Origin of the sequence: Quyinboa mangrovi, from assembly GCF_042219825.1 — a bacterium.
In the GTDB taxonomy this organism is placed as follows: domain Bacteria; phylum Bacteroidota; class Bacteroidia; order Bacteroidales; family UBA5342; genus JBHJHP01.
In genome coordinates, this window is sequence record NZ_JBHJHQ010000001.1 from 166,382 (window position 1) to 192,975 (window position 26,594).

Consider the following 26,594-nt stretch of genomic DNA (forward strand, 5'->3'; position numbering starts at 1 on the left):
TATGAAACACAATTCTAGACTAGTTAAGCAGGTTAAAATTATATTTTTGATTGGCTGTATAGCCATAATATTTTTAGCTTTTGATCAAAATAATGAAACACGTTTAAATACTTCTAAAGAGAATCTTTTTGGAGCGTTTGGAGGAGATGAAGAAACAGAAAATGCTTATTTTGGCATATTTGAAGATTCAATATATTATCCGGATCCTGATATATGGAATAAATATGAGTTAAGTGGAGACACGATTATTATAACAACTAATGAAAATTATGTTGATAAACTTTTAATTTTAAAATTAACTACTGATTCTCTTGTTGTTATGGATTTGAGAATAAGTTTAGAACTTCACTTAAACCGACGTAAACATTAAATAAACGGGTGCATATTTTTTAATGCTGATATTATTATTAAATGAGGTTTAGTTTTAAAACACTAATTTTTTTAATTGGATTTTTGGTAATGTTATCTGACTGCGAGAGCAAGCCAGCCGGAAATATGACCTATTCGTCACCCGAATCCAAAGGGTTTTCATCAGAGAGACTGGATACGCTAAAACAGTTTTTGGATCAAAGTGGTGCATCATCCATGTTGATCCTGGTAGATGGTGATGTGATTTTTGACTGGGGCAGTACTTCAAAAAAGCATCTGATCCATTCAGTGCGTAAAGCTTTACTGAATTCGCTTGTTGGCATCGCTGTGGATCAGGGGAAGCTGGATACATCCATGACTTTAAGAGAGCTGGGGATACAGGATGAGCATCCTGAGTTATCAGATCAGGAATTAAGTGCCAGGGTGGCTGATCTGTTAAAATCAAGATCAGGAGTGTATCATCCGGCAGCCGCCATGTCGCAGGGAATGATCAACAGTCTGCCTGAACGGCATTCGTTTAAACCCGGAGAGCATTACTATTACAATAACTGGGACTACAATACACTGGGTGCTATTCTGGAACAACAAACTGGCAAAAGTCTGTATTCTTTATTCTATGAAGAGATAGCCAAACCATTGGGTATGGTTGATTATAAAGGGGAATATGTAGAGATTGACGGTGAATCTGACACCGATGTGGAAATGCCTAAGACCGACGGCTTCTATCAGTATGAAAAGAGTAAATCAACCTTTCCGGCTTATCATTTCCGGATGTCATCCCGTGATCTGGCATTGTATGGTCAGCTTTATCTGAATAAAGGCCGGTGGAATAATCAGCAAATCATACCGGAATCGTGGACTGAAAGCTGTACAAAACCAACCACCGTATACAACAAAGAATACAAGCTTGGATATGGTATGCTGTGGAAACTACGGTTAGCCGAAAATGAAAAGGATGTAGTTGCCTTTTATCATACCGGAGTAGGCATTCATATGCTGGCCGTTTATCCGGAATCAAAACTGGTAATGGTTCACCGGGTCAATACAGAAGAGGATTATGAATATAATTCAAATGATATTTACAAGATGCTCAGGCTGGTTTTCATGGCCAAACTGACTAATGATAGTAAAGATAAATCTCCTGAATAAAACATTATACTATTCAGTTTCCTTATACGGTATCTCATAATAAGGTTGATCCGGTGTAAAATCAACTGCCAGCTGATCGAGAATTATACCGGTTTGGTTCACCCAGATACGAATGATATGCGGGCCAATATGTTTGGCATGTGATGGCACTTTAATAATCTGACTGTTACGAAGCGTATTTATTTTCCATTCTTTGCTGCGTCCCCATGTATTCAGGTCAAAAGTCTGAACCGGTAAATTATCTACCCGCACACTGATTTTCTGATCGTACGTGTTCGAGTGGGTAGGCAGACATCTGATCTCCAGTTCAAAGTCTCCTTTTACAGGTGCATTAAAGCTGTATTCAATCCAGGGCATCATGTCTGCATCAAACGTGGTTGTTTTAAATGGCATTAGTGTGACGGCACTGTTGCTGTATCCAAGGCCTGAAATACTTTCCCAGCGATAGTTTTCTTCATTGTCGTAGTTCACATAATCGCTGGCCTGAATAAAGATGCGTTGCGGTGTTTTGTCTGTATCTTTAAATGCTTCCTGAACCTCACTTTCAGGCCAGTCCGGCATTTTATAAACATTCAGGTTCCGGGGACTCATACTCATCATCAGGTCCCACTTGCCACCACTCATCGCTTTATTGTAAAATGAAGTAATTGTCTTTATTTCATCATACGATGCCTTGCTTTGTTCCAGTAAAGCCTGACGTTTAACAGGAACATCACTTTCCATGGCCAGCTGGTAATACATAAATTTGCGGTTCATGAGTGCCGCTCCTTTTACAGGGTATTCCACCAGTTGAAACCAGGCATCTTTACGGTTGCCTGGAATATTTGGTTTTATTTCCTCCAGTTTTTTGACCAGGTCTTCATATAGTTTCAAACGCCGTTTTTGTTCTTCCGGATTGAATTCTGACGGATGAACCGGAGTGCTTGGTTCCGTTTGGCTCCAACCCATATATTCAGGTTTTCTGAGAAATGAAAGACGGTAATACTCATTCATCACATCTGTAACTGTCTCAGCTACTTTGTTGCCAAATTCACGGTTCGCCCAATGCAACATGTGGTTTCTGAGATTGGTATTATCATATGCATTTACATTCCATGCCAGATCGAGAAACAGTTCCATGTTGTACTCTGCAGGTTTCAGGTCACCCACATTGGCAATCCAGATGCGGTCAGCACCATTTTCATATGCTTTTTTCATTTCCTGCCAGATGAGTGCCGGCTGGGTAGTGGAGAGCCACAAATAATCATGAGGACGTCCCCAATAGCTAAGGTGGTAATACACACCGCTTGAACCAGAACGTTTATTTTCTTCATCATTGCTTAATCGTCTGATATACCCGTAGTTGTCATCGCACCACATAATGGTGACATCATCCGGTATTTTCATCCCCTTATTGTACAGATCCAGAACTTCTTTATACAGTACCACGGTTTGTGGGATATCCTTAATATCTTTTTGTTTTGAATCCTTAAGCATTTGACGCTGTGTATCTATAATCTGCTCCAGCATTTTAACCTGTGCTGAATCCGAACTGCCACCCTGCATTTTTCCATCATGAATGCCCCGCATACCCAGCGTGAAAATATTCTCGGCACCACTTACATCGTTAACACGATCCTGCCAGTAATCACAAACAGCTCCCTGATTGGTGAAGAAATTATAGTCTCCGTAAAGCTTATGATCCCATTCATCCACATTGTTGCGTAACATAGGTTCGCAATGCGAAGTGCCTACCACAATATGGTACTTTTTTGCCATCTCGTTGTTCCCTGGAATTTTGTAAAAGGCTTTTGTACAGGAGTGCATGGCTGGCCATAGGGTATTGGCTTTGAGCCGGAGCAACAGCTGGAAAATCTTTTCATAGGTTTTAGGACCGATATCACCGGTTTCCGGTTCAAATGTTTTAGCAGCCCACGGTTGTAGTCCCCAATCCTCATCATTCAAAAAGATACCTCTGTATTTAACAGACGGACCTTCAGTATAGCCTTGTTCAGGCAATGAAAGGTGCAGCGAATCCTTTTTGGTCAAATTCACATCTGCCCACCATTTCCAGGGTGAGATACCCAGTTTTTCTGCTACGTCAAATACTCCGTAGACTGTTCCCCTGATATCACTTCCTGCAATTACCAGGTTATTTTTTTGTACATCAACATGAAATGTTTCCCAACGTCCATCAACGCCGCTGATATGATTTTGTTTGAAAGTTTTAATCAGATCATCCGAAACCTGTCCGACGACAATTCCTTTTCCGGTCGGCATGTTGGTTGTTGCTTCAACACTGACCTCAGAACCGGTAATGTTATGCACATCCGTCGCAAAATCGTTTACTGCCCATAGAATCAGAGAGTCTGCCTTAGGATCAACATAAATAGTTAATGGCTTGTCGTGTGATGCCACCAGTATGCTTGTGGTATTTTGTTTTGAATGGCATCCAAAGAGCACTATTGCAAAGATGAAAATGAAAATTTGCTTCATAATATACGGGATTCTTTAGTGGTCACAAAGATACTAAAATCATGGGGAGATAAAATTTTAGTTGAACTCATGCACATGTCTTTTTAACAAGTTTTGTAGATTAAAAGTGAAAACCGCAGTAATTAGTAAGTAAAAGGAATTGAAATCCTATTAGTAATATTTTAAAGAGAAATAAAACGAAATAAAGATCACTAATATATTCTGATGTATGGATAAATTTATACTTTAGTGTAAATTTATCTGAATTCAAATTAACTATGTACTCTAAAATTACTGTTTTATTACTGATAATTTTTTTCTTTAATTTTTTTGAATCTGCAGGACAAAAAATCAAACATAAAACAACGAGAGATTTATTTACTATTGAGCAGTATTCAGTAGATAAAAAAACAAAATTAAAGCAGGGCAAATATTTAAAGTTAAATATTGAAACTAAGGATACACTGGTTTCCGGTTACTATGTTTCCGGTAAACGTACCGGTATCTGGGATTATTACGGATTTGTGGGAGAGGTTTATTATTCGTATGATTACGATAATGACTCCATTGTGTATGAATGTGATGTACTATCGCATATAGATTCTTTTTTTATTGATGTGGGTGATAATGTTTTTGATCTGCAAGTAGTTGACAGGCCAGCTATAGTTGAAGGTGCGTTAGTAGATTTAAATACAGACATTTTGAAAATTCTTATTATTGATCCGTTTGAATCTCTGACGATTAAAAATGATTTTATTATGGCAGCTTTAACAATAGATAAAAAGGGCGATATGGTGAAGGTAGATCTTGTTAAAGGTTTGAATGAAAAACTTGATAAGGATATCTTGAATTCGCTTAATAGGATAGAAACAAAATGGCTGCCAGCTATAAAAAATAACAAATCAATTAGTTCACGGGTATACGTATGCATACATTTTTATCATAATGGGAGAACTGTGTTTCAACAAAAAAACATTGTTCCAATGTTTAATCCATATACTATTCACATTAATTGTTATATTAACTAATCGTATATCTTGGGTTTGTGCTTAAAATGTAGATACATGGTTCATTTTCGTCAGTTGTTTTTGTTGTTTGTTTTATTTTTATTTATTTCTGTTGAAGCCACAGATCTTCCTGAAAGCAATCTGTCTAAAAAGGTGGTAAAGGAGTGGACACCAAAACTCACAAAAGAGATGGACGCCAAAGGTCTGGTTTTCGGTTCAGAACTTTTTATCCGCATATTCAAAGCCAGCAAAGAACTGGAGGTCTGGGTAAAAACAGATTCACTGTTTGAATTATTTAAAACGTACAAAATATGCACATATGGCTGGAAAGGTCTGGGACCTAAGACTAAACAGGGGGATGGTTATGCGCCAGAAGGTTTTTATTTTGTAGTACCGGCTTCCCTGAATCCCTGGAGCAGTTACCATTTGGCGTTTAACCTTGGGTATCCTAACGCGTATGACCGCGCACATCACTCCACCGGCGGGTCTTTAATGGTGCATGGTTCCTGTGCATCCATCGGATGCTATGCCATGACCGATAAGCGTATTGAAGAGATTTATACGATGCTGCATTCTGCGTTTAAAAACGGTCAGCCGTTTATACGTGTTCATATTTCCCCGTTCAGGATGACAGAAAAGGCATTGAAAAAGCATGAGGCATCAAAATGGTATGATTTCTGGCTGAACCTTAAAACCGGCTATGACTATTTTGAAACGAGAAAAATACCTCCAAATGTGGAGGTAAAATTGGGTAAATATGTGTTTGAATAAAAAGTCATAGCCCGACTTTAAGCCGGACCTGACATACGTACCTAACCTACTGCACGAATTATTTTTTTACGGGTTAGTAAATTCTCATTCATTTCATAATATTCAATGGCATATTTTCCAAGTCCAAAACCAATTTCACAATCTGATTCACCGGGTTGGGTTACCCAGAATTCCTGGAAACGATCTGAAAATAAGCCCCATTCCCAATGGGAATCCTGATCAAATAACCAAAATAATTCACCCGTTCCAACGCTTTTAAGAGTATATGTACCGTCGTCATTGTAAATGGTATCATAGGGAATTTTTGTAATCACAATCTTTAAAGCTGTATTTTCTTTCAAATCTGCTAACAGGGAGTAAGTATGACGAATTCCCCTGTAACCGTTTGCTGCTATTGTATCAATACCAGGATCCAGCACATTTAATCCGTGACTTCCGGTTTTTGGATAGCTGATTAATGTATCCAGTAAAGAATATTCTGTTTCGGTTATAAACTGATTTATATAATGTTTAAAATCAGGAATTTCCAGGGGCGTTATTTTTTTAGCAAACGTGTTTTTGAGATTTGCTGAAATTTCATCGGCGCTGATGTAATATACATACTTTAAAAGGTCTGAACCTATGGCTGGATTATCGATTTTACCATCTGTTTGTAAATCTGCCCTTATGTCGGAAAGTAATACGGGTAAATCATTTTCAGCTCTGTAGCTTAATAATATCGCATTAATGGCCATTAGTTTGCCGCTGTCATCATACTTTCCAAACATGTTCAATTGTTCTGAATTGACTGAACTTGCGTTAATATTAAACAGAGATAGAATTTCGTTTTGTGCCTGGGATTTAGCTTCCTTAAATGTTTTGCCATTTTTAAAAAGTTGTAGCACTCTGGGCACTTCTAAATGAGTGATAATATTTATGTTAGTGCTGGTTGATTCAGATAAGTTTACTATCGCTTCAAGGGTTATTTGCTTATCGGATATTTTACCACTTGATTCATTAAAATAATATCCCTGAGCCGATAGTTTTACAAATGTGGTATCCAAAGGGATATCTGCAATAGAAAATGTTCCCAGGTTATCTAAAATGTCAGTACTGAAAATATTCCCGGTAGGATTAAGGTTTTGATCCAATTCATAAATGGTAACTGTACCACCGGAAATAAAAGGTCCTTTTTGTGCATATCCCTGAACAGAATGTTGTGTTTTTACCTCATCCTGGTATTCATCACAACTGTAAAGCACTAACAAAAATGATAGTAAACTAAATAAAAAAAGATTTTTTTTCATGGTAATGGATAATTAAATTTTTTAATAAAGTAACAAACAGGTATATAAAACAGGAAATTAAAAGTCACAGTCCGACTTTAAGACGGACCGCGACTGAGAACAATTTATTTTTTTCTGTTTTCCGGTAAACCATATGTGTCAACCACATAGTCGAGATCTTTATCACCACGGCCACTGAGGTTAACCAGAATGGATTTTTGCGGATATTTCTGAGCCAGTTTAATGGCATAAGCTACTGCATGCGAACTTTCCAGAGCCGGAATGATACCTTCCAGACGACTCAGTTCATAAAATGCATCAATACATTCAGCATCGTTGATTACATCGTAGTTCACCTTTTTCAGCTCTTTTAGCATGCTGTGTTCCGGTCCAACCCCGGGATAGTCCAGACCACTGGCGCAGGAATATACAGGTGCAGGTTCTCCTTTTTCATCCTGCAGCATCAGACATTTAAAGCCATGAATAACACCAGGCTTTCCAAGTGTCATGGTTGCGGCATGTTCGCCCGGATCCAATGATCTTCCGGATGGTTCAACGCCCCATATTGTTACGTCATCATCATCAAGAAAAGCAGAGAATAATCCCATGGCGTTGCTTCCGCCACCGACACAGGCAACTACATGATCAGGCAGCTCACCTGTCATATCCATGAACTGATCTTTGGCTTCAATTCCTACCACGCGCTGAAAATCACGTACCATCATCGGGAATGGGTGAGGTCCTACAACGGAACCAATACAATAGATTGAGTTAATGGGATCTTCCAGATATTTAACAAATGCAGAATCCACCGCTTCCTTAAGGGTTTTTAAGCCATGCGTAACCGGAACGACTGTAGCGCCCAGAATTTCCATTCTTACTACATTAGGGTGTTCCTTGGCGATGTCAACTTCGCCCATGTGGATTTCGCATTCCAGACCAAAATAAGCAGCAGCTGTTGCCAGTGCTACACCATGTTGTCCGGCTCCCGTTTCAGCAATCAGTTTCTTTTTACCCATGTATTTTGCAAGAAGCGCTTCACCCATACAATGGTTGAGTTTATGGGCACCTGAATGGTTAAGATCTTCCCGCTTCAGGTATATGCGGCCTCCGTATTTTTCAGACAAACGGTTGCAGTAGTAAACCGGCGTTGGCCTTCCCTGGTAATGTTTTCTGATGCTTCTTAGTTCGGATATAAATTTGTGAGATTTGCTGATGGAGAAGTAGGCGTTATTGATCTTCTTCATTTCTTCTGCTATTTCAGGCGGAACAAATGCACCACCATACTCTCCGAAATATCCCTCTTCGTTGGGATATGTTTTAAAATAATTTTCCTGCATGATGTTTCGAGTTAGATATATTGTGGCTAAAATAGCAAAATTTTGAAACCATCCTTTTTAAATGGGCAGCAAACTGTTTGAAAAATTGAGGTTTCGCGTTAATTTAGTAAGAATATAAATAGCCACATTGATGCTTAAGTTTCGGATGAACCGGAATTTGGGTCTGTTTTTTAATCTTTTGTTTATAAATTAATGCTTTACCGGATGTATTGGACTTTACTTTCGTTGCTAAATGTCATAACTTCGTTTCCCAATAATTCATAATACTTGGTGAATTATACAGGTTATATTAACTTTGCGCAATTTTTATTCAAAAGGTGGTACAAAATGGCAATTTTCCTAGAAGAAATATCGAGAACATTCAGTGAATACTTACTGATTCCGGGCAGAACAACAAAAGCTTGTGTTCCGGATCAGGTATCATTAAAAGCTCCGTTGACAAAGTTTAAGAAAGGAGAGAACCCGGAACTGGAACTCAATGTTCCTGTAGTATCTGCAATCATGCAGTCTGTGAGTGATCATAACATGGCCATTGCCCTGGCACGGAACGGTGGATTATCATTCATTTTCCAGTCACAGCCCATTAAGGATCAGGCTGATATGGTTCGACGCGTGAAGAAATACAAGGCCGGATATGTGGTGAGTGATTCTAACCTTACGCCTGAGAATACACTGAAAGATGTAATTGAGTTAAAGCAAAGAACCGGACACTCTACCTTAGGTATCACACACGATGGAACGCCAAACGGTAAATTATTAGGTGTGGTAACTGAACGTGATTACCGCTTAAGCCGTGATCCGATGGACAAGAAAGTGGCGGAATTTATGACACCGTTTTCAAAACTGGTAACCGGCCAGCTTGGAATTTCTTTAACTGAAGCCAACGATATTATTTGGGAACACAAGCTAAACAGCCTTCCGATTATTGACAAGGATCAGAACCTGCAGTATTTTGTGTTCAGAAAAGATTACGACAGCCATAAGGAATATCCGCTGGAGCTAAGCGATACGAATAAAAAACTTTTGGTCGGTGCAGGTATCAATACCCGTGATTTTAAAGAACGTGTTCCCGCATTGATAGAAGCAGGTGTGGATATCATGTGTCTGGATTCATCGGATGGGTTTTCCGATTATCAGAAAGAAACCATTCAGTATATTAAAGAGATGTACGGCGAAGATGTTAAAGTTGGTGCCGGAAATGTGGTGGATCGTGATGGATTCCTGTTTTTAGCCGAGGCCGGAGCTGATTTTGTAAAGGTTGGTATTGGTGGCGGATCTATTTGTATTACCCGTGAACAGAAAGGAATTGGACGCGGGCAGGCAACTTCTATTATTGATGTGGCAAAGGCACGTGATGAGTATTTTGAGAAAACCGGTGTATATGTGCCAATCTGTTCAGATGGTGGTCTGGTGCAGGATTACCATATGGTTCTGGCACTGGCAATGGGAGCCGACTTCCTGATGATGGGCCGCTATTTTGCCCGTTTCGATGAAAGCCCGACTCGTAAAATGATGGTAAACGGAAATTATGTGAAGGAATACTGGGGGGAAGGTTCAAACCGTGCACGTAACTGGCAACGCTATGATATGGGTGGCAGTGAAAATCTGAAATTTGAAGAAGGTGTTGACAGCTTTGTGCCGTATGCTGGTAAGTTGCGTGATAACCTGGAGATGACATTGGGTAAAATTCGATCTACGATGTGCAGTTGTGGCGCAACATCCATCAGTGGACTTAAGAAAAGTGCAAAAATTACGTTGGTATCATCTACCAGTATTGTAGAAGGTGGTGCTCATGATGTAATTATTAAGGAATAGAAGAATTCTGATTCAGATATGGAAAGGAGTCCGAAGGGGCTCCTTTTTTTGTTTTTTGATGGTAGAATAATTTTATATAATTTAGATTTTTATTATACCCATCACGTTTAAGCAATGAAAATAATTGTTATCTGTTTTTTATGTATTTCTTTTATATGCATTTCGTGTTCTAAAGATGAACCCTTTGTTTGTGCAGATCCACCTGTAATGCAGGTTGACAGTATTGTAAATGTTACAACAAACAGTGCAGATGTATATGTTACATTTATAGCTCCGGGTTGTGATAGTATTTGTTTGGATAAAGGGATTGCATATACAATTGATAAAGATCTTGATTACTATGCGGACCAAACATCAAGTCGCAACTGGAAATTTAACTCAAATACAACTGATCTCGGTTCAAATAATTATCTTATTAAACTGGATAGTCTAAAATCTTACAATATGTATTATGTATATGCATATTATGTAACCGGTAATAGTAATTATAAATCTTATCGATCGGAGGAGGCAACGCTTAAAACTTTTGACAAGGGATTGTTTTTTTCTTGCTATGGTGGATCTAATGAAGATACTGGAGAATTCATTATAGAAACACCGGATAGTGGTTATATCATTGCTGGAATTACAAATTCAAACGATGGTGATATTTCTGGTTATCATGGGTATAATGATATTTGTATTGTAAAAGTAGATGGAATTGGTGATGTAGTGTGGGAAAAAACTCTTGGTGGTAGTGGTGATGAGAAACTATCCGGCATGTATAAGGGAAAGGACGGAGGATATGTTATTTTGGGACAAACTTGGTCCGAAGATGGAGATGTGAGTGAAAATCATGGAGAGGAGGATATCTGGATCGTAAAGATTGATGAAGGAGGGACGATCGAATGGGAACGTTCTTATGGAGGAAGTAATTTTGACGGTGCTATTTCATTAATTCCAGAAGAGGATGGTGGTTATATCATTTTTGCCAGAACAGCATCAGACGATGGTGATTTTATTAATAATGAAAGAAGAATGATATTTTATAAAATAAACAACTTCGGCGAAATAATTTGGAAGGATAATTTTGATATGAACCTGACCGGGCATTTAAATAAAGTAATTAGAACAAGAGATAATGGATATTTGATTATAGGTTCTTATAAGACAGATGATTATGATGATAATGGTATTTTAATTGATGGTGCATATATAAGTAAAATTGACCTAAATGGTTCATTTGTATGGGAACAAAAAATTCACGGTGAATATTCTGAAGAGGCGATCGATGTAGTTCAGCTGAAAAATGGTAGTATTGTATTGACTGGCAGGTCATTAAGTTTTATGCCGGCTTCTAACGAAAAGACGAATAGCTCTGTTTTAGCAGTAAAATTGAGTGAAGATGGCATAATTGTATGGGAAAAACAATATGGTGATTATTTTGAAAGCGGTATTTCTTTAACTCAAAATAGTTTTGGGAATGTTGTTCTTTGTTGTAGTTTAAGTTCTCCTCTTGGAAATATTGATAATATACTTGGAGGAACAGATATAGGCTTACTTGAAATCAGTAATGATGGAAATATTTTGCGTTCAGTAAATTTTGGAGGAACAGGTCTTGATGAACCTTATTCTATTATAGCAACAGATTTTGGTTATGGAATTATCGGGAAAACATATTCATATGATTTTTATTCTAGTATAAATAATCATTGGGATAACTTATTTGCTAATTCCGATTTTTTATTATTGAGTATAAGAGAGGATGGTACTCTGATAAATGATTAGTAGCTTTATAATTACAATCAGTTAATAATGAAGATCCTTGTAGGGATAATATTCATTTTAGTTCTTTTTTCCTGCAACGGAAGAGAGCCAATTATGAAGGATCCACCTGTAATAAGTCTGGATAGCATTGTTACAGTGACGGCTGAGAAAGTTTTATTTTACGGTAACCTGGTTTTGCCTGAAACAAATTCCGAGCTGAGAAAAAGGGGGTTTTTAATTTCAGAAGAAAAAGATATTGAATTAAATGGTTACGGTGTAAAAGAGATTGAAACAAATGCTGATTCAGCATCTGTTTATGTCGATAAATACAGGAAGTATTTTGTACGGATGTATTGTGAAACCTCAGTCGGTGTTTATTACTCAGAAGAAAAATCATTCAAAGCATTTAAAAAAGGATTGTATTTTACCTGTCTTGGAGGTTCCGGTGAAGACGACGCTAATCAGATCTGTGTTGCACACGACGGCGGATATGTGATAGCCGGTGTTACGTCATCGGATGATGGTGATATCGCTCATAATTTTGGGAAAAAGGATTTTTGGTTTGTAAAGATTGACCAGGATGGAATGGTTGTCTGGAGTGAGACGTATGGAGGAAACGGGGACGATATTGCCACTGACGTTTGCCAATCTTCAGATGGAGGATATTTTATTTCGGGTTCCTCAATTTCAACTGATGACCTTACGCAAGCCAATAAGGGCGGAAGCGATTACCGGATCGTTAAAACAGATGTTAACGGACAGATGATCTGGCAAAAACTATTTGGTGGTTCTGCTGATGATATTGCCACTTCAGTTGCTGCTACTGATGACGGCGGCTGTATTGTTGCAGGTTACTCTGCATCTTCAGATGGAGATATAAGCCGGAATCATGGTCTAAACGATTGCTGGATTATTCGTTTAAGCAGCAACGGAGAAATGGTTTGGCAAAGAATGATAGGAGGCAGTAAAAATGATGAAGCCTATACAGTTAAGCTTACATCTGATAAGTACTTTATTATTGCCGGAACTACCGAGTCAGACAATGGTGACATTACAACCACTCCACAGGAAAAAGATGGATGGATTATTAAGATAGATGAAGGGGGTGAAATTATGTGGCGCAATACAGCGGGGGAAAGTTTTAATGATATGTTTTATGATGTGATTTCCGCAGATGATGGAGGCTATATTGCTGTGGGAGTTTCATACAGAGATTACAATGAGAAGGAACAGACTGGTAATTCAGATGTTTTTGTTGTAAAATTTGCATCTTCCGGTAGTGTTGAATGGAGTAGTCGTTTTGGTAGTAGTGGTGAAGATGTAGCAACAAGGGTGGTCCAGAATAAAGATGGTAATTATATGGTTTGCGGTAATGCTGCAAACAAAGATCAGGATGTGAGAGATTTGTACGGTAACCGTGATATATGGCTGATTGAAGTGGGTGAATCGGGAGACTTGCGCCGTAGCAATAATTATGGAGGTACAAATTTTGATACCGCATCAGGTATAGTTCTTTCAGATCGGGGATATATCGTAACCGGAACTACATATTCGGGAGATGAACATGGTGCTTTTAATCACAGAAGCGGCTCAGCAGATATAATTGTTCTGAGCATGGATAATTATAAAACCTTTGGAAATTAAGTAAATACCAGGTTTAAGTTGTATATTATTTTGCAATCTTGTTTCATGAAAACTTTTGCAGTTGCATAATTTTTATGAACTTGTGATTTATTAATAATCAAAATCCGGTATTATGAAACTTCCTTTTTATTTGTATGCAGCCCTGTTAGTTATTGTAGTCGGCGCTTGTAAAAATCATCCTGATGGTACATCTGCTGATGTAACGATTACTGTTAATACTGATCATGTTCGTGGACCGGTAAACAATGCATGGGCTATGTTCGGGTACGATGAACCAAACTATACGTATATGAAAGACGGCAGAAAGTTACTGTCGGAATTATCAGAACTCAGTCCCGTTCCGGTTTATGTAAGAGCACATAATCTATTGTCTACAGGTGATGGAACTCCGGCTCTGAAATGGGGCTCTACCAATGCTTATAACGAAGATGAAAATGGTAATCCTGTTTATGACTGGTCCATTATAGATAGTATATTTGATACCTACACAGAGCGGGGGATGAAACCACTCGTGGAAATAGGGTTTATGCCTAAAGCACTTTCTGTTAAACCTGAACCTTATCAGCACAAATGGCGTCCGGGGGCACCGTACAACGAAATATATACAGGATGGGCCTATCCTCCAAAGAATTATGAGAAATGGGCCGAACTTGTTTATAACTGGGTCAGACATAGTGTTGACCGGTATGGAAAAGAGGAAGTTGAAACATGGTACTGGGAATTATGGAATGAACCCAACATTGGCTATTGGCAGGGCACAACTGAGGAGTATCTGAAACTGTATGATTACACCTCTGATGCTGTTAAACGGGCTCTTCCAACTGCTATTATGGGCGGACCTCATTCTACCGGACCTTCGTGGGACAAGGCAGAGAAATTCCTGAGAACCTTTCTGGATCACACCTCAAAAGGTAAAAACTATAAAACAGGTGACACAGGCTCGCCCGTTGGTTTTATCGCTTTTCATGCCAAAGGTGGACCGAGACTTCAGGACAGTGTGATCCTGATGAATATGGGGACACAACTACGGGATGTATCCAAAGGTTTTGAAGTAGTCGCTTCTTACCCTGAATATAAAAATACACCTGTCATAATTGGCGAATGTGATCCTGAAGGATGTGCGGCATGTTCCATGCAGGATTATCCGGCTAATGCGTATCGCAACGGTACTATGTACAGCAGCTATACAGCTGCATCTTTCAGTCGTATATATGATTTGATGGATCATTTTGATGTGAACCTGCGGGGCATAGTTACCTGGGCCTTTGAATTTGAGAATCAGCCTTATTTCAATGGTTATCGCGATCTTGCCACCAACGGCATTGATAAGCCCGTATTGAATATTTTCCGAATGTTTGGTATGATGCAGGGAGATAGAGTGGAGGTAAGTGGTGACCTTGCATACAATTATCTAACGGTTAGAGATAGCAGTGTACGGGGGAAAGAACGAGATATAAACGCAATGGCAACCATAAATGATTCCGTTGCAACAGTGTTGGTCTGGAATTATCATGATTTAAATGTGATCACGTCCCCGGAACGTGTTAAGATCAACCTGGAAAATTTGCCGGCTAAAAATGTAATTCTTACACATTACAGAGTGGATAAGACGCACAGCAATGCATATGAATTGTGGCAGGAAATGGGATCACCACAGAATCTGACTGAAGAACAATATGCTATGCTGGAAGAGGCAGGAAAACTTCAGCAACTGGATAAGGTAAAATCAATAAGAATAAAGGACGGAAAAGTTTCAATTCCTCTTGATCTTCCGGGGCAGGCTGTATCATTGTTGGTTTTAAAATGGTAGTATTTAGCTTTTGATTAGCATATTTGAAATGGGAAAACTAAGAAATTTATCAGGTTTAGCACTGTTGTACTTACTTACGGGCTGCAACAATGTAAATAAGACTGCATCTAAAGTAAAGAGACCGAATATTATCGTACTCTATGTTGATGACATGGGTATAGGAGACGTCTCTTATTTAAACGGTAAAATTGCTCCGACTCCTAATATTGACAGTCTGGCACATAATGGAAAGGTATTTACACAGTATTATACCACTGCTCCTGTTTGCTCACCATCACGGGTAGCACTGACAACCGGAATGTATCATATCCGTTGGAATATTAACACCTTCCTGAATGATAGAAAGTTTAACCGTAATTGTGAACAATCTGATTTTTTAAAGTCTTCGGCTCCCACAATAGCGAAACAAATGCAAGGTGCAGGTTATAAAACAGCTCATTTTGGTAAATGGCATATGGGAGGTGGTAGAGATGTGGATAATGCACCGTCTATCAAATCTTATGGCTTTGACACTTATAAATCAACCTGGGAAAGCCCTGACCCGGATCCTGTTATTACTGCAAGCAATTGGATATGGTCTCCTGAAGACAGTATCAAAAGATGGGAGAGAACGGCTTATTTCGTGGACCAAACCCTGGAATTTTTAAAAGCAAATAAAAATGCATCATGTTTTATAAATCTGTGGCCTGATGATGTGCATAGTCCGTGGGTGGCTTCTGAACAATTTCAGAACGAAGAACCTAAAAGGTATTTTTCCAAACGTAATCTTCAACCTGTTGTTGCAGAGTTCGACAGACAGGTTGGGAGGCTGTTAAAGGGGCTGGCAGAACTGGGGATAAATGAAAACACACTGATAATTTTTACAAGTGATAACGGACCGGCCCCTTCATTTGAGCACATCAGAACAAATGATTTACGGGGCATTAAAAACAGTATTTACGAAGGGGGGATCAATATGCCATTCATTGCCTATTGGCCCGGGCACATAAAAGGTGGGCAGACTGATAGTACATCAATCATTGCTTCTGTTGATATGTTTCCGACACTATGTGAAATTGCAGGGGCTGAATTGCCTGATGGCTTTGAACTGGACGGAGAAGACATTGGTGATTGTTTAAAAAGTAATAAAACCAGGGAACGAAACAGAGATCTGTTTTTTGAATATGGTCGTAATACAACCTATAATTATCCTCGTGATCCAAACGACAAAAGTCCGCAATTAGGAATCCGGCACCAAAACTGGAAACTGTTGACTGATACCCTGGGAAATCAGGTAGAGTTGTATAATCTGAATGAAGACAGGTATGAGTCAGTCAATGTATCTTCAGAGAATTTTGAGTTAACGGAGGAACTAAAAGTTAAACTACTGAGTTGGTATAAAAAGTTTGATAAAGAGTACCAGTAAATTTACACGTTTATCCGGTAATTTTTATATGAGAGGAATTGTTAAAAACTTTTCCGGCTTTGCGGGAGAAAGAATAATTCATATTTTTACTTGTTTTAAGTTTATATTTACTCTGATATGAAAATTTATGTTACCTGTTTTTTAATTTTTGGGATTATTATATCATCATGTAAAGAACAAGCCACCCCTTGCAAGGATATTCCGATTCTGTCTGTTGACAGTATTGCTGAAATTACAGCAAATAGTGCTAGAGTGCATTTAACTATTACAGCCCCCACCTGTAATCAGGAGGTTATACAGCAAGGGTTCGTTTATTCGGAAAAAAAGTTTCCCGAAGTTGAGGGAAAAGATGTGACAACCCGGATTTATTATGATAAAAGTTACAAAATTGAGCGGCTTGAACACCGTAAGACATATTTTGTACGGGCGTTTCTGGAAAACAGCAATGGCATACATTATTCCGAACAAAAAGAATTTAAAGTAGTGAATGAAGAGTTATTCTATACCTGTCTTGGTGGAATAAATTTTGATACAGGTCTTTCCGTAAAACAGACCTTTACCGGTGACTTTCTGATTGCAGGCGTTTCAACTTCAAACGATGGTAATTTATATGATAATAAGGGCAAAAAGGATGGCTGGATTGTGAAACTCAGCAAAACATCGCAGGTGATCTGGCAGCATAATATGGGAGGAAGTAATGATGATGCCTTCAACAGTGTTTGTCTTACAACTGATGGCGGTTGTCTGGTGGTTGGTGAAACGTTATCCGTGGATGGTGATATAACTTTTAATAAAGGCTCGTCAGATGCATGGGTTATCAAACTTGATTCAGATGGTAATGTGGTATGGCAACAGACATTTGGCGGCACCTATGACGATGGAGCTAATTATATCACAAATACTAAGGATGGCGGTTATATTATAGCGGGTTATTCAAGATCTTTTGATGGCGATGTTACAGGGAACAAAGGTTCTGAAGATGTGTGGCTGTTAAAACTTAATGCAGATGGAGCTGTTGATTGGCAAAATAGTTATGGAGGAAAGTTGTCTGATATTGGTAATTCTGTTCAGGAAACATTGGATGGAGGCTATATTGTAGCGGCCAATACCTATTCATCTAATGGCAATGTAGCTGAGGGCTACGGTTTGCAGGATGCCTGGGTGTTTAAAACTGATTCAAGGGGAAAGCTTATATGGGAAAGAACAATAGGTTCAACCAAAGATGATGGTATGGCCCAGGTTATCCAGTCGAAGGAAGGGTATTATATGGCTGTGGGCAACAAGTACAATCTTGAAAATAGCAGTTCAGATTTACTGATTCTTAAGCTATCGGAAACAGGTTCAGTTATTTCTTATGATTTGTACGGAGAGAATGGAATTGATGGTGCTTCGTCAATAGTGCAGGCTGAGGATGGCAACTTTTTTATCAGTGGAACAATTGATCCTGATGGTGGTGCCAGTTCACAGAGCGATCTGGATTTGCTTGTCATGAAGACAGATCAGTCAGGAACTGTTCTGTGGGAAAAAACATATGGCGGTGTCAATATGGATGTGTCGAGTGAGATTCAGCTTACAGACAAAGGTATGGTGGTGGTTGGTTCAACATACTCTTATACCAATGAAGCTGTTGATAACCATAGCGAGGGAATGTCGGATTTTTTTATTCTGAATATGAACAGTGGAGGAACGTTTGATTATTGATGATAAAGTATAAACGAAGAGGCTGTCCAAAAAGGCAAATAAGAATATAAGGAACTTATAAATTGATAGTGATCCTTCTATTACCCCTCCAAACCTCCCCTAAAGTGGGAGGCTTTAAGTCCCCTTTAGGGGATTTAGGGGTAGTTTTTAAAAAGCTACTACAATCCGTAAGTAAAACTTATACAGATTTTACTTTTTGGACAGCTTCTTCGCATTTATTTCTATTTATTCAACATCACCTTCACGGCTTCTTCGAGCTGCTGGTCATGACCTTCAGCCATTTTGCCGGGCTCATTCTTCACTTTAATATCCGGTTCCAGCTGATTATTCTCAAGGAATTGTGTGTCGCCAACCGGCCTCCAGCCTCCCATAGGAATACCAAAATACAGGGTTGGGTCAATCTGGGTTTCCCACCATACAAATGTTCCTGTTCCCGGAACAGGCATGCCGAGTGTTTGTCCACCGTGTTTAATCTTATACGCTACAGGAAATAAATGTGCATCTGAATAATTGCTCTCGCTCATCAGTACGATAGACGGTTTTACCCAACGGTTCCAGGGCTGGTAGCCAATGTTCTGGCCATGTGGAATGATCTCCATATATTTTTTCCCGGTAAGGAAATCTGATAGTACATCGTGGAGGTTTCCACCGCCGTTAAACCTGGTATCCACTATCAGGGCATCCGCCTGTAAAAATCTGCCCAACGATTCATCCACCACGGTACGCATACTGGCATCATTCATGCCTCTAACGTGAACATAGCCCAGTTTCCCGCCGGAAAGTTTAACTGTTTCGTCACGACGGGTATCTACCCAACGCTTATAAAGTAACTGATTCTCAGCACCGAGTGAAATAGGTTTTACAACTTCTTCCCAGTGTTTTTTATTGTTCGGATCAAAGACAGAAAGCAACACGTTTTGTCCCTCTTTCCGGTTCAGCAGCATATAAAAATCTATATCAGGAGTGATCTCAGTACCATCAATTTTTTCAATAATGTTGCCTGCTTTTACTTTTGAATCTGCTTTATTAAGCGGACCTTCTTCAAGTATTTCAGCCACTTTAACACCCTTCCCGTTCCATGCATAATCATACAATAAACCAAGTGAAGCGGTCTTGTCTCCCTCAGGATCCTGATGCCTGAAACCACTTCCGGTATGTGAGGCATTCAGTTCTCCCAGCATCTCACTCAGCATCTCTGCAAAGTCGTAGTTATTGTTGATATACGGCAGAAATCCTTCGTATGCATTTTTGTAGAATACCCAGTCCACACCCTGCATATCAGGCACATAGAATTTTTCTTTGACCTGTCGCCAGGCATGATCAAAAATGTATTTACGCTCCAGGTCTTTTCTCAGAACCATTTCGCTGCTTGTGCTGATACTCTTCGTTTTACCGTCTTTTGTGTCTACTTTAATGGGTTTGCCATCTGAAAGCACAAGAATGAAATCGCCGTCTTTAGACAGATCCATACTCACACGGCTACCACCGATTTTTGCAATTTCCTTCGTCTTTTTCGTTCTCAGTTCCGTTTCCCAGAGGTTATATTTCCCTTCAAATTTTGTGAGGTAATACAATTTGTCTCCGTCTTTGGATAAAAGAAAGTCAGCTGCAGAGGAGGTATTAACGGTTAGTTTTTTCTTTCGGTCGATCATGTTATCCCAATCGAATTTTAAGTCCTTAACCTCATCTTTATCTTTGTCTTTTTTGTCCTTTTTCTTGTCATCTTCCTCATCTTTTTTTGCTTTTTCTTCCTTCTCCTTCAGTAGTTCATAATCTTCTTCGGACAGGTTAAAACGATCCCATGCTTTTTGTGTAAAGAACATGCCATATACATCACCTTCGTTTGTGAAGCCATTTTCTCCCTTATTGCCTTCCCTGGTGGATAACCAGATCATCATCTTACCATCCATAGCCCATTTCGGAATCACATCTTCATAACCGCTTTTGGTAAGGTTACGCAGTGTGCCTTCGCCGGAAGCTTCTATCAAACCAACTTCAGGCCAGAACATCCGGTCTTTGGGACCGTAATTTACAAGGAACCATTTGCTGTCGGGAGACCATTGATACCACATATCACCATCAGAGTAGGAATAGTTGTATTTAGCAGGCAGGATGACCCGTGTTTTTTTTGATTCCAGGTTAACCACCATTAACGTAGTTCTGTTTTGAAGATAGGCTACTTCCTTACCATCCGGTGAAAAGGCCGGTTGAAATTCTTCTTCTTTTGTGGCAATAACAGGTTCTTCTTTCAAAACGGTACTCATAAAGAAATAAGGTTCGTCTTCGCGTACAATGGATGTTTTATACACGTTCCAGCTGCTGTCAACTTCCGCAGCATACAACAATGATTTTCCATCGGGACTGAAACTCACGCTTCGTTCCTGATAAGGTGTATTGGTGATCCGCTTGGTGGTTCCGTGTTCAATGCTGCTTACAAATACTTCGCCCCTGAAAACATATGCAAATTCTTTACCGTTGGGAGAGACGGTGGATTCCGTAAAGCTGTTGTTTACCTTCACATTTTCCGGAATTGTCTGTCTGCCGTCATAAGCAACAGAAACATTTACTTTTTCAGGTTCACTGTCAGGATTCATGGTATATAACTCTCCATGGTAACTGAAACAGAGTTTTCCATCATCGCTTTTGCTAAGGAACCGAACCGGATGGTTTTTAAAATGTGTCAATTGTATATCTGATCCAGGATTGCTGATGGAACTTTTGTGTACATTAAATGAGCCGCTTTTCTCACTGAGAAAAAAGTAATCATCTCCGTTATTATCAAAAACAGGATTACGGTTTTCTCCTTTAAAAGTAGATAACTGCTTATAGGTATTTGGATCTGTGTTGTATACCCAAATATCACGTGTCACTGCTGATGTATGATGCTTTCGCCACTCGTTTTCATAACCTTTGCGGTCGTGAAAAATGAGTTTTTTTCCATCGGGACTGTATTTTGCATCGTGTGCCGGAGAAGTAAGGATTTGATCTACCCGGCCTCCTTTTACTGGAACAGAGTACAATTCTGCCATTACGCCACTCGGGAACTGAACGTTGGTGGCCAGATCCTGTCTGACAGCAGAAAAGATGACACTGGCATTGTCAATGCTGAAATCACTGGGTGTTTCGTTGTTGGAATGAAAGGTCAGGCGTTTGGCGTCACCACCCAAAGACGGCATCACAAAAATGTCAAAATCGCCGTAACGGTCCGAAGCAAAAGCTACTTCTTTTCCATCATGGCTCCAGACAGCAGAGTATTCATAACTGTCGCTAAGCGTTAAAGGGACTGCCTGCCCGCCTGATGTGGGAACTTTGTAAATGTCGCCCTGGTAATTAAACAGAATGGATTTTCCATCAGGTGAAATGGCAGGATAGCGCAACCATAACGGATGATCCTGACCATAAACAGTTAATCCTGCAGTAATAGCCAGTAAAAAGAAAGATAAACGTGTTTTCATCGTAAATATGTTTATGTTGTGTGAATTGTATGTAGAAGATAAACGGTTAATAAAGTTATATTAGTAATAAAATTCTGTACATTTTAAGAACCTGCTATTTTAATAAAAGTTCAGTATTTAAAGTTTCATAAACCTCAATAATTTATGTTATCCGTTACCTTATCATCAAATTAATTTTAGCCTGCCAATCAATAGTTTAAACTTTATTTAAAAGAATACCCGAATGCAAATCCGATAAATGGCAGGCTACCCCAGGTATCAGGATCAGGAAAGATTGCCGGCAAAAATTCGGGATAAATTTTAAACATAAATCCTTTTTTGCTTTGATAGCGATATCCGGCCATTATTGATAGAACCGGAGGATCCGGACCTTCTTCGGCATATAAAAATGGCTGATGGTAACCTATTCCTGCTTCAAAGAAATGTTTGGATTTGCCATAAAGAAAAATGCCTTCTGCAATGGCGGCAAAGCATTTGTTGCCGTAATCTCTTCCAAGCCCACCTCTTATGGCAAAGCTTGATTTATTCTCCGGAAGAAAAAGTCGTTCGTAATTCATTGAAATGGTCAAAAAGAAATCGTGTGCCAGATACACAGTATTCTGTTTTTTATCTATTTTATCAGCAACAAGTAGCTTACCGGGCTGAGCATTTAATCTGTTTATAGATAGAATCAATATGATCAGGATAACTGAGGTTCTCATTTCTGTAATATTAATGTAAGTGAGTCTTCATGTTTTTATTTCTGAGATAAAAATACCAGAAGTTGTCCTCTTAAAGTTAAATTTTAAAGTTATGACTAAAATCTTGAGTTTTCAAGTTTTTGGTCAGCTGAGATATTCAGTGTCATTTTGTGTAACACTGTAGTCAATCTGTGTATTTTATGACATGCTAATTTGCCGTAATTTAGCGCTGCATTGGGTGATGCAACTATTTGGATGATCTACATTTCTTTTTTTACAGAATACACAACATTTCTAACAATATTATCATGAAATTATCATTACGATTTTTTAAGTTAAGTACATTAATTCTGTTTATTTTAGCCGGTTTTTCAGTTAAAGCACAGTTGCCGGCATTTCCGGGTGCCGAAGGGTTTGGTAAATACGCTACAGGAGGACGCACAGGTTCAGTATATCATGTAACCAACCTGAATGACACCGGAGCAGGATCATTTCGAGATGCCGTGAGTCAGTCGAACCGGATCATCGTGTTTGATGTTGCAGGCGTGATTCGGATCAATTCAACTTTGGCAATTTCACCGAACCTTTATATCGCAGGTCAGACAGCACCGGGTGAAGGTGTAACTGTATATGGAGACCGGGTAACGTTCAGTGCTGCAAATAATACAATTTGCCGATATGTCAGGTTTAGAATGGGGGTTGTCGGATCAAGCGGAAAAGATGCCATGGGAATAGCCAACGGGAAGGATATGATTTTTGATCACATCTCCGTGTCCTGGGGACGTGATGAGACCTTTTCCATTAATTGGGACGGTAAAGGAACGGAGCCTACCAATATTACCATTATGAACTCCATTATTTCGCAGGGTTTATTGCTGCATTCTGCCGGCGGTTTAATCCAGACAAATGGTGGTGTGACGCTTTACAGAAACCTGTATGTGGATAACAGTACCCGTAACAACAAGGTAAAAGGGGTAAGTCAGTATGTTAACAACGTCGTTTACAACTGGAAAAACGGTGCTTATATCATGGGTGGTGACTCAGATGGAAGCTCATATGTGAATGTGAATGGCAACTACTTTATCAAAGGTCCTGATATGGGAGGAACACCTATCAGTGACGGAAACTCCGATTTTCATATTTATGCCGATGATAACTGGCACGATAATAACCTTGATGGTGTTCTTAACGGTTACGAAATTCCTTTCAGTGAATACAGCGGAGGGCCCGATTTTCAGGCTGAACCGTACGATTATCCGATACTGCCTACCGTTGCTGCAACTACATTGGTTGACAACCTGTTACCTGTAGTAGGCGCATCTTTACCTTACAGAGATTTAGCAGATTATTATGTGATAGATGAGGTCAAATCATTTGGTATTAAGGGAGAATTGATCAGCAGTGAAAGTACGTTGCCAATCGGTGCACCCTCATCCTGGTATTTGTGGCCGGGGACAGCCCGTACCGATACCGATAAGGATGGCATGCCGGATACATGGGAAGATGCCAACGGTACCAATAAAACCGTGAATGATGCCATGACAATTGCCGCAAACGGTTATACCAATATTGAGAACTATATTAACGGGATTGATGCCACATCATCTCAGGAATATATTCGTACTCCACTGAACTTCGCCGTAAAATCGGCCACCCAGAATTCTATTACATTTGAATGGCTGGATTACACTGAGAAAGAAGACGGGTATATTTTGCAACGTAAGATTGATGGTGTATTTGTCAACATTGATACCGCAGCTGCCGGTTCTTCTACTTTTACGCTTGAAGGTCTTGAGCCTGAAGAGAGTGGCGTGTTCCGCATTTTTGGCTATAATGAAAATTCAGTTTCAGACTATTCAAATGAACTGACAGCAAAATCAAGACCCGTGGAAGTACCGGTAGTTGATCCGGAAACCTATTCCCCTGATTTGATCTGGGGTTCTTATGAAAATAAAAACTGGGACAAAACTACATTGAATTGGTCTGAAGGTTTATCATCAGTCGTTTATTCTGATAATAAATCAGTCCTTTTTGGCGATACCCTATCAGGTGGTGGACAATTGATAACATTAGACGAGATTGTTTCTCCTTCTGTAATGTTTGTTAATACTGATCGGGGTTATCAATTTGCAGGTAATGGAAATATTGCCGGATCCGGTTCTGTAAATAAAATCGGAGCTGGTGAGTTAACTATGCAGTTAGCTAATACCTACACCGGAGCAACAGTTGTTTGGGATGGGACACTTATTATTAATAAACTGGCAAACGGTGGTGTGGCCAGTGGACTGGGCGCTTCGCAGAATTATGCCTTTAACTGGGTGATGAAAGGAGGAGCTGTTCATTATGTAGGTGGAAGTACTTCTACTGACAGAAACATAACACTGGATGAGACTGCAGAACTTGGTATAAATACTGCCAGTGCTATTGTCACCATGAACGGAACATTAAATGGTGCCGGTGGATTTGTGAAATCAGGTGACGGAACACTCAAACTGTATAACGAGATTGGGAACAACTACGAGGGTGACACATATATTAAAGGTGGAACAGTAAATGTTGATTTAAAACAAAAAACAGATGTTTCCGGCGTACTCGGAATAACCAATAAGATTTACCTGAATGGCGGAACACTGGCATTAACAAACGGACAATCATCCAATTACGAAGAATATAATTTTGAGTTAATTGTACCGGAAGGAACAAGTGGTGGTTTTGCTCCTTACCGTAACTGTTACATCAAATCGAAGGTTTCAGGTTCAGGAACATTAAAATATACGATTCCGTATTTGCGTGAGTATATTCAGGGAGACTGGTCAGAATTTACAGGAGTGTTGAATGCGTATGGTGCAAATCCTACCAACACTGGAGGAAGCCAGTTGATGCTGAATAATACAGTTGGACTGCCTTATGCACGTGTAAATCTTTCGGGTAATACAAAAATTATTAACTGGGCAACCACCGGAACCATGCGTTTGGGAGGACTTTCCGGATCAACCGGAACTTATCTTGGAGCAGCCAGTAAACAAACAGATGGGACAAAAATGACCTGGATAGTTGGTGGTTCAAGTACAGATGAAACATTTAACGGGATTATCAATAACGATTGTTCTGCTAACGGTCATTACGGTGTGACGTATATTGAAAAGGAAGGAACCGGAATATGGAGACTTAATGCAAGCAATGTATATACGGGTACAACCACAATTCATGACGGTAAACTCATCGTAAACGGCACACATTCAGCAACAGCTTCAACATATGTAAGAGGCGGTGTTCTGGCAGGTAAGGGATGGCTTAAAGGTACAGTAACCATATACGATGGTGCTGCGATAGAACCAGGTGATAACAGTATTGCTACTTTACGTGTTGCGCGTTTGGTAATGAACGCCGGTAGTGCTGCTAATTTTGATATTAATGCAGATAATAACACCTGTGATAAGGTGTATTCTTATGGGACTGTAACTTATAACGGCACACTTAATCTGAATATAACAGGTAAACTGGCAGTTGGTGATCAGTTTACGCTGTTTAATGGTACCGGTCATTCAGGAAGCTTTGATGCCATTGTTCCTGCCACTCCGGGTGAAGGCCTTGCCTGGGATTTCAATAACGGTATACTGAGTGTAGCTTATCCCGAAGCAATAAACGATGTTACGTCATCCGCTGTATCTGTCTATCCAAACCCTGCAAAGGATATGCTAACAGTGAAAATGGATAAAACCTATGGCAAAGTGACTGTCCAAATTGTTAGTCTGACCGGAAAGATAGTGAAACAGCAACAGTTTGATGGTGGATCAGATTTTAGGATGAGTTTGTCAGATTTGTCATCCGGTTGTTATACCATAGACATAGTTGCCGATAACAGAATTGTTGGAAAACAGAAGCTGATAAAGGAATAAAGATTTATATCAAGTGGAAACGCCCGAATCGGGCCTTTCCACTTGATTAAAGCTAACTTACAAACCTTGCAAAAGTCCTTTCAT

The 26,594-nt window shown here is 39.4% G+C and carries 16 protein-coding genes; 11 read left to right on the top strand and 5 right to left on the bottom strand.

What is annotated here, in order from left to right:
* The first annotated feature begins 1 nt into the window (after window position 1).
* Together ACE1ET_RS00690 and ACE1ET_RS00695 are read left to right on the top strand one after the other, a co-directional pair.
* The gene (locus ACE1ET_RS00690) at window positions 2–370 is read left to right on the top strand and encodes a hypothetical protein (protein WP_375726429.1); all 369 of its coding nucleotides are present in this window, start codon (window positions 2–4) and stop codon (window positions 368–370) included.
* A gap of 89 nt (window positions 371–459) precedes the next feature.
* Window positions 460–1,518 carry a serine hydrolase domain-containing protein gene (locus ACE1ET_RS00695; protein ID WP_375726430.1) on the top strand — a complete coding sequence of 353 codons (1,059 nt, stop codon included), beginning with the start codon at window positions 460–462 and terminating at the stop codon, window positions 1,516–1,518.
* Window positions 1,519–1,527: 9 nt separating this feature from the next.
* Here ACE1ET_RS00695 and ACE1ET_RS00700 read toward each other — a convergent pair whose 3' ends face one another.
* Window positions 1,528–3,993: a glycosyl hydrolase 115 family protein gene (locus tag ACE1ET_RS00700; RefSeq protein ID WP_375726431.1), complete on the bottom strand. Its 2,466-nt coding sequence runs from the start codon at window positions 3,991–3,993 to the stop codon at window positions 1,528–1,530.
* Between the two features lie 257 nt (window positions 3,994–4,250).
* Here ACE1ET_RS00700 and ACE1ET_RS00705 point away from each other — a divergent pair, with 257 nt between their 5' ends.
* Together ACE1ET_RS00705 and ACE1ET_RS00710 are read left to right on the top strand one after the other, a co-directional pair.
* Window positions 4,251–5,000, top strand: a complete 750-nt coding sequence (locus ACE1ET_RS00705; RefSeq protein ID WP_375726432.1) for a hypothetical protein — start codon at window positions 4,251–4,253, stop codon at window positions 4,998–5,000.
* Between the two features lie 36 nt (window positions 5,001–5,036).
* Window positions 5,037–5,750: a L,D-transpeptidase family protein gene (locus ACE1ET_RS00710; RefSeq protein WP_375726433.1), complete on the top strand. Its 714-nt coding sequence runs from the start codon at window positions 5,037–5,039 to the stop codon at window positions 5,748–5,750.
* Between the two features lie 41 nt (window positions 5,751–5,791).
* Here ACE1ET_RS00710 and ACE1ET_RS00715 read toward each other — a convergent pair whose 3' ends face one another.
* Together ACE1ET_RS00715 and trpB are read right to left on the bottom strand one after the other, a co-directional pair.
* Window positions 5,792–7,036, bottom strand: a complete 1,245-nt coding sequence (locus tag ACE1ET_RS00715) for a hypothetical protein (protein ID WP_375726434.1) — start codon at window positions 7,034–7,036, stop codon at window positions 5,792–5,794.
* 104 nt (window positions 7,037–7,140) lie between these two features.
* A complete protein-coding gene (gene trpB, locus ACE1ET_RS00720; protein ID WP_375726435.1) occupies window positions 7,141–8,355 on the bottom strand; it encodes a tryptophan synthase subunit beta in 1,215 nt (404 codons plus the stop codon).
* A gap of 327 nt (window positions 8,356–8,682) precedes the next feature.
* Between trpB and ACE1ET_RS00725 the strand changes: the two genes are divergently transcribed.
* The 6 genes from ACE1ET_RS00725 to ACE1ET_RS00750 all read left to right on the top strand — a co-directional run bounded on the left by ACE1ET_RS00725 (window position 8,683) and on the right by ACE1ET_RS00750 (window position 18,476).
* The gene (locus ACE1ET_RS00725; RefSeq protein WP_375726436.1) at window positions 8,683–10,170 is read left to right on the top strand and encodes an IMP dehydrogenase; all 1,488 of its coding nucleotides are present in this window, start codon (window positions 8,683–8,685) and stop codon (window positions 10,168–10,170) included.
* Window positions 10,171–10,377: 207 nt separating this feature from the next.
* Window positions 10,378–11,937, top strand: coding sequence for a hypothetical protein (locus ACE1ET_RS00730; protein ID WP_375726437.1), 1,560 nt, complete (start codon window positions 10,378–10,380; stop codon window positions 11,935–11,937).
* A gap of 27 nt (window positions 11,938–11,964) precedes the next feature.
* Window positions 11,965–13,560: a hypothetical protein gene (locus ACE1ET_RS00735; protein WP_375726438.1), complete on the top strand. Its 1,596-nt coding sequence runs from the start codon at window positions 11,965–11,967 to the stop codon at window positions 13,558–13,560.
* Between the two features lie 112 nt (window positions 13,561–13,672).
* On the top strand, window positions 13,673–15,370 hold the full coding sequence (locus tag ACE1ET_RS00740) for a GH39 family glycosyl hydrolase (RefSeq protein ID WP_375726439.1): 1,698 nt from the start codon (window positions 13,673–13,675) through the stop codon (window positions 15,368–15,370).
* 28 nt (window positions 15,371–15,398) lie between these two features.
* Entirely contained in the window at window positions 15,399–16,775 is a 1,377-nt protein-coding gene (locus ACE1ET_RS00745; protein WP_375726440.1) for a sulfatase-like hydrolase/transferase, read from the top strand.
* Window positions 16,776–16,892: 117 nt separating this feature from the next.
* The gene (locus ACE1ET_RS00750; RefSeq protein ID WP_375726441.1) at window positions 16,893–18,476 is read left to right on the top strand and encodes a PQQ-binding-like beta-propeller repeat protein; all 1,584 of its coding nucleotides are present in this window, start codon (window positions 16,893–16,895) and stop codon (window positions 18,474–18,476) included.
* Between the two features lie 221 nt (window positions 18,477–18,697).
* On the opposite strand, the gene ACE1ET_RS00755 is transcribed toward ACE1ET_RS00750, so the two are convergent.
* Together ACE1ET_RS00755 and ACE1ET_RS00760 are read right to left on the bottom strand one after the other, a co-directional pair.
* Window positions 18,698–21,931, bottom strand: a complete 3,234-nt coding sequence (locus ACE1ET_RS00755; RefSeq protein WP_375726442.1) for a S41 family peptidase — start codon at window positions 21,929–21,931, stop codon at window positions 18,698–18,700.
* Window positions 21,932–22,134: 203 nt separating this feature from the next.
* Window positions 22,135–22,632 (bottom strand): hypothetical protein, encoded by a 498-nt coding sequence (locus ACE1ET_RS00760; RefSeq protein ID WP_375726443.1) that lies wholly within the window; start codon window positions 22,630–22,632, stop codon window positions 22,135–22,137.
* A 287-nt stretch (window positions 22,633–22,919) separates the two neighbouring features.
* Between ACE1ET_RS00760 and ACE1ET_RS00765 the strand changes: the two genes are divergently transcribed.
* Entirely contained in the window at window positions 22,920–26,510 is a 3,591-nt protein-coding gene (locus ACE1ET_RS00765; protein ID WP_375726444.1) for an autotransporter-associated beta strand repeat-containing protein, read from the top strand.
* Window positions 26,511–26,594: the final 84 nt, after the last annotated feature.